7 protein-coding genes are annotated in these 8,437 nt (G+C 62.5%); 3 read left to right on the plus strand and 4 right to left on the minus strand.

Annotation, left to right across the window (positions count from 1 at the left end):
• From KDH09_16720 to KDH09_16730, 3 genes are all read right to left on the minus strand, one after another.
• Positions 1-524: hypothetical protein (locus tag KDH09_16720; GenBank protein MCB0221342.1), on the minus strand; the 524-nt coding region annotated here is incomplete at its 3' end.
• Positions 524-2,140, minus strand: coding sequence for an ATP-binding cassette domain-containing protein (locus tag KDH09_16725; protein ID MCB0221343.1), 1,617 nt, complete (start codon positions 2,138-2,140; stop codon positions 524-526). The genes KDH09_16720 and KDH09_16725, both read right to left, overlap by 1 nt.
• Before the next feature lie 101 nt (positions 2,141-2,241).
• Positions 2,242-3,576, minus strand: coding sequence for a hypothetical protein (locus KDH09_16730; protein ID MCB0221344.1), 1,335 nt, complete (start codon positions 3,574-3,576; stop codon positions 2,242-2,244).
• A gap of 183 nt (positions 3,577-3,759) precedes the next feature.
• Between KDH09_16730 and KDH09_16735 the strand changes: the two genes are divergently transcribed.
• Together KDH09_16735 and KDH09_16740 are read left to right on the plus strand one after the other, a co-directional pair.
• Complete coding sequence (locus KDH09_16735; protein ID MCB0221345.1) at positions 3,760-5,232, plus strand: hypothetical protein; 1,473 nt, start codon at positions 3,760-3,762, stop codon at positions 5,230-5,232.
• 232 nt (positions 5,233-5,464) lie between these two features.
• Positions 5,465-7,249 carry a long-chain fatty acid--CoA ligase gene (locus tag KDH09_16740; protein MCB0221346.1) on the plus strand — a complete coding sequence of 595 codons (1,785 nt, stop codon included), beginning with the start codon at positions 5,465-5,467 and terminating at the stop codon, positions 7,247-7,249.
• 48 nt (positions 7,250-7,297) lie between these two features.
• Here the strand turns inward: KDH09_16740 and KDH09_16745 are convergent, their stop codons facing one another.
• The gene (locus KDH09_16745; protein ID MCB0221347.1) at positions 7,298-7,606 is read right to left on the minus strand and encodes a thiosulfate sulfurtransferase GlpE; all 309 of its coding nucleotides are present in this window, start codon (positions 7,604-7,606) and stop codon (positions 7,298-7,300) included.
• 161 nt (positions 7,607-7,767) lie between these two features.
• Here KDH09_16745 and KDH09_16750 point away from each other — a divergent pair.
• The coding region (locus KDH09_16750; protein ID MCB0221348.1) for an MBL fold metallo-hydrolase at positions 7,768-8,437 on the plus strand (670 nt) is incomplete at its 3' end.

Below are 8,437 nucleotides of genomic sequence, written 5' to 3' on the forward strand. Positions count from 1 at the left end.
ATTTCCAGCACGGGAATCTTGAACAGGGAGCCCATCGAGGTGCGCAGCGCCTTGGGGTGCCAGGGGTCGCTCACGCCGCAGGTGAAAAAGCCCGCCGCGCCGGATGCCAGGGCCGTCCGCGAGAGCGCGCCCACGTTACCGGGGTCTTCGACGTCCACGGCAGCAAGCAGCACGCCGCCGCTTGTCGCGAGTTCTTCGATTGCGGGGGCCTCCGGGATTTCCAGCAGGCCGATCACTTCGCCGCCGCCGCGCCCGCCGGTAAACTCGGCCAGGGTCTCGCGACTCGCGACAAAGGGCTTGCAGCCCGCTTCAAAGAGCGCGGCCACCAGGGCGTCGGCACGCAGGTCATCACTTTCAAGAAAAGATTGCGTGGCCACCACTGCGCGCAGCACACAGCCGGCACGCAGCGCCCGCTCGTGCAGGCGAAGGCCCTCGATCACGCAGCATCCAAGCTGCGCGCGGCCGCCGGGGCTTTGCGCCCGGCGCAGGTCTTCGAGAATGCCGGCGGGAACTGGCTGGCTCATCAGGTTCCGTAGAGCTGCTCGCGGCGCTCCTGAATCTTCGCGTTGGCCATGTAGTCGTCGTAGCCGATGATCTCGTCGATGCAGCCGTTCGGAGTGAGCTCGATGATGCGGTCGGCGCACTCTTCGATGAAGCGACGGTCATGGGTGGTAAAGAGCGCGGTGCCCTCGAAGGTGCGCACGCCGTCGCTCAGGGCCGCGATGGATTCGAGGTCGAGGTGATTGGTGGGCTGGTCCATGAGCAGCACGTTGGCACCCGAGGCCATCATCCGCGCGAGCATGCAGCGCACTTTCTCGCCGCCCGAGAGCACGGTGCACTTCTTGAGCGGTTCCTCGCCCGAGAAGAGCATGCGGCCCAGGAAGCTGCGGACGGTTTGTTCGTCCTTTTCCTTGACCCAGGGTTCCATCCACTGGAGCAGGTTCACGTCGTCCTGGAAGAACTTCGTGTTGTCCTTGGGGAAATACGCCTGCGAGGTGGTGACGCCCCACTTGAAACTTCCGGTATCGGCCTTGTTCTCGCCGATCAGGATTTCAAACAGCGTGGTCACCGCCTGCGGGTTCTTGGAGATAAAGGCGACCTTCTGCCCCTTCTGCAGGTTGAAGGTCACGTCCTTGAAGAGGATCTCGCCGTCGAGCGTCTTCGAGAGGCCGTCGGTCTCCAGCAGTTCCTTGCCCGCCTCACGGTCGGCCTTGAACACGATGTGCGGATAGCGGCGCGTGCTGGGACGGATCGCCTCCACTTCGAGTTTGTCGATCATCTTCTTGCGTGCGGTCGCCTGGCGAGAGCGCGCGGCGTTGGCACCAAAGCGCGCAATGAAGTCCTTGAGGTCCTTGATCTTTGCGTCGTTCTTTTCCTTGAGGGCCTGCCGCTGCTGCTGCACCAGTCGCGTGGCCTGGTACCAGTAGCTGTAGTTACCGGTGAACAGCTCGATCTTGCTGTAGTCGATGTCGGCAATGTGCGTGCACACCCGGTCGAGGAAGAAGCGGTCATGGGAGACTAGGATAACGGTGTTGGGAAAGTTGATGAGGAAGTCTTCGAGCCAGGCCATCGACTGGGCGTCCAGGTGGTTGGTTGGCTCGTCGAGGATCAGGATGTCGGGGCTGCCAAAGAGCGCCTGCGCCAGAAGCACGCGCACCTTCTCGCCGCCGCCCAGGCTGCCCATGCTCTCGGTATGCAGCTCGGTGGGAATGCCCAGCCCGTCGAGCAGGGTCGCGGCCTCGGACTCGGCCTCCCAGCCGCCCATCTCGGCGAACTCGCTTTCGAGATCGGCAACGCGCATTCCCTGCTCTTCATTCATCTCCGGCAGGGCATAGAGCTCTTCGCGTTCCTTCATCACCTTGTAGAGACGCGGATTGCCCATGTAGACGGTGTCGATGACCGTGTAGTCGTCGTATTTGAACTGGTCCTGCTCCAGGCCGGAGATGCGCGCCTTCTTGGACTTGAGGATCTCGCCCGAATCGGGCTCCAGTTCCCCCAGCAGGATCTTGAGAAACGTGGACTTGCCCGCCCCGTTGGCACCGATGATGCCGTAGCAGTTGCCCGGCGTGAACTCGATATTGACCTTTTCAAAGAGGACGCGCTTGCCGTAGGCAAGGCTCACGTTGTTGGCGGTAATCATGGAAAACAGTCCTTACGCTTCGAAATCGGGCCTCTTCAGGGCCCACAGGGCCTGCTACCTACAGTAGATTCCGGCCGAGCGCAAGGTGGTCGCGGGCGGCGCTACCCCGCCATTTCGGCTGTTTCGGGCAGGGCAGCAGGCGCGGGGGTTTCAAGCGCCGGAAAGAGCACGATGAAGCTGGTCCCCTCCGCGGGGAGGGTCTCGATCCGAAGCGCCCCCTGGTGGGCACGGACGATCCCCAGCACGGCGGCCAGCCCCAGGCCGTGACCGCCCCCCTTGGTCGTGAAGAACGGATCGAAGATGCGCCGGCGAACGTCGGGGGACATGCCGCAACCGCTGTCCTCGACCTGCAGGAAGACGTAGTGCCCTTCGCCGCGCTCGCCGCCCACGTCGAAATCGCGCAGGTAGCCCCGGTCGGCGCGAACCAGTCCGGTGTAGATCCGAATGCGGCCGGGATCGCCGTTCATGGCCTCGGCAGCATTGACCACCAGATTCATCACGAGCTGGCGCACCTGCGCGCCGTCTCCGCGCACCGGCGGGAGGGCCTCGGCCAGGGTGTATTCGCAGGCAACGTCATGGGGGATCGACACGCGCAGCAGGTGAGTCGTTTCCTGAACGATCTCCGAGAGGTTGAGCGGTTCCACAATGGCCTGCGCCTTGCCCGCATAGGCCAGAAGCTGGCGTGTGATCTCGCCGGCACGCTTGGCGGCGTTCTGCATCTGGGTCAGGTGCTCGCGGGCGGGCGAATCCGCTTCTATCAGCTCCTGTGCGAGCCGCGCATTGCCCATCATTGCCATGAGCAGGTTGTTGAAGTCGTGGGCGACACCGCCGGCAAGAACCGCGAGGCTCTCCTGGCGCTGGGCTTCCTGCAGCTTGCGATCCAGGCGGATGCGGGCTTCGGCCTCCTGTGTGCGCAGGGCCAGCAGGCGGTTGGGGAAGAAGTAGGCCACGTAGTTCACGATCAGCATCACCGCGAAGCCGGCCCAAAATGGCGCCCAGTTTGGCAGATCACCCCAAACCGGGTGAGAAGCGAAAATTGCGTGGACCTGCGTCTGTGCCGGTTCGAACCACAGGTAGGGCCACCATTCATAATAAGTCCCCAACAGCACGAAACCGTAAGACAGGCTGGCGCTGAGTTGGGCGAGACGCCCCTCCCGCTTGCCCCAGATGCTCGCCGCCCCGGTCACGAGCACCGGGTAAAGGATCACGAAGATCGTCGTCAGGGCGCCGGTCGCGGCCACGAGAATACTGATGCCGATAAGGTCGACGGCCGCGCGCAGCCATCCGCACACGGATTCCGCGCCGGGAAAGCGACGACGAATGAGTTCCTGCGTCGCCAGGAACAGCAGATAGCCCCCCGCCCCCGCCAGGCACCAGCCGGGAAGGCCCACGAGGATCGCAAGCGCCAGAAAGATCGCGCCGGCCCACAGGCGCACGACCAAATCCAGTCCACCAATCGGTAAATGTGTGGTAGAACTCTGATTCATCGATTCAGCATTCCGGGCACACACGAGCCCCACGTTTTCCGAGTTTCATGCACTCAGGAAAGCGATTACGAGGCCTTGTGTCAAGCAAATCTGATGTATGATTTGACGTTTCACGGAGGGGTGAACACTGCCATGAAGGCAAGCGAACGCTTGAAGGCCGACTACGTGGCGCACCTGCGCAGCCAGTGGCAGGCCCGCGCCCGGATCATTTGTTACATGGGCTTCGTGGCGAGCCCGGCAATCGCTTTTGCCGATTTCCTGTTCTCCTCGCAACTGGGCCTCTATTCGGATTTCACGGTGGGAGAGCTTGTGCTGCTGCGCATGAGCTGGGTCGTGATCCCGCTTCTGACCTATGTCTATACATTCTATCGGTCCGAGGCCCGCGAATTTCCCGTTGTCATCATCGCCGTAACTTCCGCCTATGCCATGGGCAATGACCTGAATTTTCACATCCTCGGCGGCGGTGGTACCTGGGTCCACGGCGTCGTCTTCGTCGCACATCTGGTCGCAATTCCTGCGGTACTCCCGCTGACTTCGAAGCAGCGCGCCGGTTTCTACATCGCCAACCTGGCCGCTTCCGTCATGTTCATGATCCTGTTCAGCACACAGCTCGGCATGAGCGGCGCGCTTGTGCACTCCGGCCTGATTTTGCTGGTGTTTCCCTTCCTTGTCATTCCCGCAGTCATCCTTGATCGGAGCCTGCGCGAGGCATTCCAGCTTCGAACGGAGGCTGCCGAGTCGGTCGAACGCCTGGCACGCTCGCGCCGGCAACTCTCGCGGGCATCGAACTCGTTGATGACCTCGGTCGGAGAGCTCGAACAGTCGACCGGCGCGCTGGCCATGGTTGCCGAGCAGGCGCGCGGCGAGTCGAGCCAGATCGCCTCCACGACCGAGCAGGTTGCCGCCGGGGCGCAGGCGCTCGCGCGGCGGGCGAAGGAGAGCGCCGACCAGGTCTCGCGCACCGAGAGCGAGGCCGGCACCATCAGCGCGCTGGTCCACCAGATGGAATCGGCCATCGACGAGATCGGCCACGCGGTCACTTCCGCGAGCCAGACCATCGGCGGCCTGGATTCGCGCGTGCGCAACGTCGTCGGATTTGCCGGGGATATTCAGGAGATCGCAGCCCAAACAACGATCCTCGCCCTCAATGCGGGAATCGAGGCTGCCCGCGCGGGCGAGCAGGGACGCGGTTTTGGCGTCGTGGCGGAAGAGGTGCGCAAGCTGGCCGAGGACACCGGCGACATCTCGACCAAGATTGCCGACCTGATGAGCGAGATCCGCCAGCACATGGAGGCCGCTGTGGGCGGCACCGGGCAGATCGCCAGCCGAACCGAGGAGTTCCGCGCCAGTTTTTTCGATGCCCGCACCGCCCTCCAGAACATTCGCGACAGCGTCGCCCTGCTGGAGGAAAGCATTCAGGCCAGCCTCTCCGACGCCAGCGAGCAGGCCGGAGCGACCGAGCAGATCTCGGGCGGTTCGGTCCGTGTCATGGAAATCTCCCGCGAATACGCGCAGATGACCGAAGAGGTCGCAGCCACCGCCTCTACCCTCTCCCAGCTCGCCATTGAGCTCGAGGAGCTCCTGCCCCGCGACGAGCAGCGCTGACGCGGCTGTCACCGGGGCAGATTGATTCGCGGATCAATCCAGCCCCGCAGCATTTCACCGGATGCCGGTTGGCGCAGACCACCGGAGCGGTTACAACAAGGGCGTGTCGGGCCTGCCCTGGCGGCATGGCTGACACCCCACCCGACCAGCGATTACAATTTGAGTCTCAACACGCGTCTCACCATGAACCTTCACACCTTCGCGACGCGGGCTCTATGGAGGAGTGCTAGCAATGGGTTTTGAACCAAAGTACCGCGACCTGATCGTCATGTTCGAGGATTCGGTCAAGAAATACGGGGACAAGCCGTTTCTTGGTACCAAACGAGGCGGCCAGTACCAGTGGATCACCTACAAGGAGTTCTCAAAGAAGGTCGACGCGCTGCGCGCGGCGCTGAAGGATCTGGGCATTGCCGCGCACGACCGCGTCGCTGCAATCTCCAACAACCGCGAAGAATGGGCCATTGGCGCGTTCGCGACAGAGGGGCTCGGCGCCGCCTACGTTCCGATGTACGAGAGCCAGCTCGACAAGGAATGGAAATACATTCTCAATGATTCAGGTGCAAAAGCCTGCTTTGTCGGCAACAAGGAAATTTTCGATCGCGTCACCGAGCTCAAGAAAGAGCTGCCGAATCTTCAGTACGTCATCAACTTCGAAGGGACCGCCGACGACAACACTTCGCTGAGCCACCTGCTCAAAGCCGGTGAGGGCAAGGACGTCCCGGCACATGAGTCCGACGGCAGCGAAGTCGCGGCGATCATCTATACCTCCGGCACGACGGGCAATCCCAAGGGCGTGCAGCTCACCCACCTCAATCTGGCCTCGAATGTCTGCGCCCTGCAGCAAGTCGTGCCCATGATCGAGGGCGAAGAACGCACGCTGGCATTCCTGCCCTGGGCCCACGTGTTCGGTGGTTTTATCGAACTCAACGGCCTGATGAGCAAGGGCGGTTCGCTGGGCCTGGCCGAGAGCGTGGAAACCATCGTCGACAACCTCGCCGAGGTGAAGCCGACCATTCTCTTCGCCGTCCCGCGCATCTGGAACCGCATCTATGGCGGCGTGCAGAAGCAGATCTCCGAAAAGCCCGGCATCATCCAGAAGATCTTCGAGATCGGCATGCGCGCGCGCAGCAAGCAGAAGCGCGGAGAGAGCACCTCGCTCATCGAGGGGATCTGCCTGTTCCTGGCCGAGAAGCTGATCTTCAAGAAAATCGTCGCGCGCTTTGGCGGGCGGCTCAAGTGGGCCATCTCCGGCGCCGCGGCGCTTTCGTCCGACGTGGCCGAGTTCGTCGACAATCTGGGCATCACCGTGTTCGAGGGTTACGGCATGACCGAGAGCAGCGGCGGCACCACCGCCAACTGGCCCGGCAGCAACAAGATCGGGACCGTGGGCCGCCCCATTCCCGGCGTGGAGATCAAGCTCGACCACGACGCCCCCGGCGGGGACGCCGACAACGGCGAGATCATCATCTACGGCCACGGCGTGATGAAGGGCTACTACAACCTGCCCGATCAGACCAAAGAAACGATCACCGAGGACGGCGGCCTTCGTACCGGTGACTTGGGGAGTATCGACAAGGACGGGTTCCTCAAGATCACGGGTCGCGTCAAGGAACTCTACAAACTCGAAAACGCGAAGTACGTCGCACCCGCGCCGCTCGAAGAGTCCGTCACCCTCAGCCAGTACATTGCGCAGGCCATGTTCTGGGGAGACAACAAGCCCCACAACGTGGCGCTGATCGTCCCCGACTTCGAAAACCTCACCCCCTGGTGCGCCGAGCACGGCATCGATACCAGTTCCCACGAGGCGATGATCTCGGACAACCGGGTGCACGAGCTCATCCGCGAGGAACTCGAAAAATACAGCAAGGAGTTCAAGGGCTTTGAACGCGCCCGCGAGTTCGTCGTCCTGCACGAGCCTTTCAGCACCGAGAACGACATGCTCACGCCAACGCTCAAGCTCAAGCGCCGCAACGTGATGACGCAGTACAAGAGCAAGCTCGAGTCACTCTACAAGTAGACCTGTCGATCGCTTCAACGAAAAAGGCCTCCCCTAGGGAGGCCTTTTTTATTCTTCCTCGTAGGGATGAAAGAGCGCCCACTCTTCAAAGCCGCCGGCCATGCTCACCACGTCGGCAAATCCCTTGTCCATGAGCACCTGGGTGGCCGCCATGCTGGAATTGCCGTGGTAGCAGTAGACCACCAGCGGTTTGCCACGCGGGGTTTCCTTCAGGAATTCCTGGAAGTTGGCATCGCCCAGCGGCACCGCCCCCGCGATGCGGGCCTCCCTGTGGGATTCGGCGTCGCGAATGTCCACGAACAGGCACTCTCCTGCCTCGTGCAGGGCACGGGCCTCATCGATGTTGATCTGACGGATTTTTGCGGGCTCGCTCACGGGGTTTTCCTTGCGTAATCAATGCTTACTTTAATGCGGTCGGCGCGCTTTGATCGGGCGGCCTGCTTTGATGCATATTGTGACCCCCGGCGGGGGTGTGCGCCAGCGGCGCCGCCCCGTCCGAAACGGAGTTGGAGCAAAGCATGATTGACGAAACCATTGTCGTGGGCGCTTTCCAGTGCAACTGCCGCCTGCTGGTGTGCGAGGAAACAGGGGAGGCAGCCCTCATCGATCCGGGCGACGAGCCTCGCAAAATCCTAGGCGCCATTGAGCGCGCACAGGCAAACCTCGACAAGCCGCTCAGCGTGAAATACCTGCTGCACACCCACGCCCACCTGGATCACATTGGCGCCACCCGCAACGTGCGCGAGGCACTGGCCGACACCCAGGGAGAGGTGATCCCCCAGATCTTCCTTCATCAGGGAGACGAACCCCTCTACCGCGCGCTCAAGCAGCAGGGCCAGATGCTGGGCTTTCGCTACGACGATCCGCTTCCCGTAGATCAGTATTTCGAAGACGAGCAGGACTTGAGCGTCGGGCGCATCAGGATGAGCATCCTCCACACCCCCGGGCATAGCCCCGGGAGCTGCTGCCTGCGCCTGCACGAAGACTCCGAAGCCGGCAGCACCGAATCGGTCTATTCGGGCGACACGCTCTTTCAGTTCAGCGTGGGTCGCACCGACCTCATGGGCGGCGACATGGGCGCGCTCATTCGAAGCATCAAGGGCCGGCTGCTCACGTTGGACGACGACACCCGCGTGTGCCCCGGACACGGACCCGAGACGAAGATCGGCCTGGAAAAACGGGTCAATC

The sequence above is a fragment of the Chrysiogenia bacterium genome (assembly GCA_020434085.1).
Classification (GTDB): domain Bacteria; phylum JAGRBM01; class JAGRBM01; order JAGRBM01; family JAGRBM01; genus JAGRBM01.

Excerpts from the sequence above, each read along its gene's own strand:
- KDH09_16735 (MCB0221345.1), top strand. The coding sequence starts at position 3,760 with ATGAAGGCAAGCGAACGCTTGAAGGCCGACTACGTGGCGCACCTGCGC.
- KDH09_16740 (MCB0221346.1), top strand. The coding sequence starts at position 5,465 with ATGGGTTTTGAACCAAAGTACCGCGACCTGATCGTCATGTTCGAGGAT.
- KDH09_16725 (MCB0221343.1), bottom strand. The coding sequence starts at position 2,140 with ATGATTACCGCCAACAACGTGAGCCTTGCCTACGGCAAGCGCGTCCTC.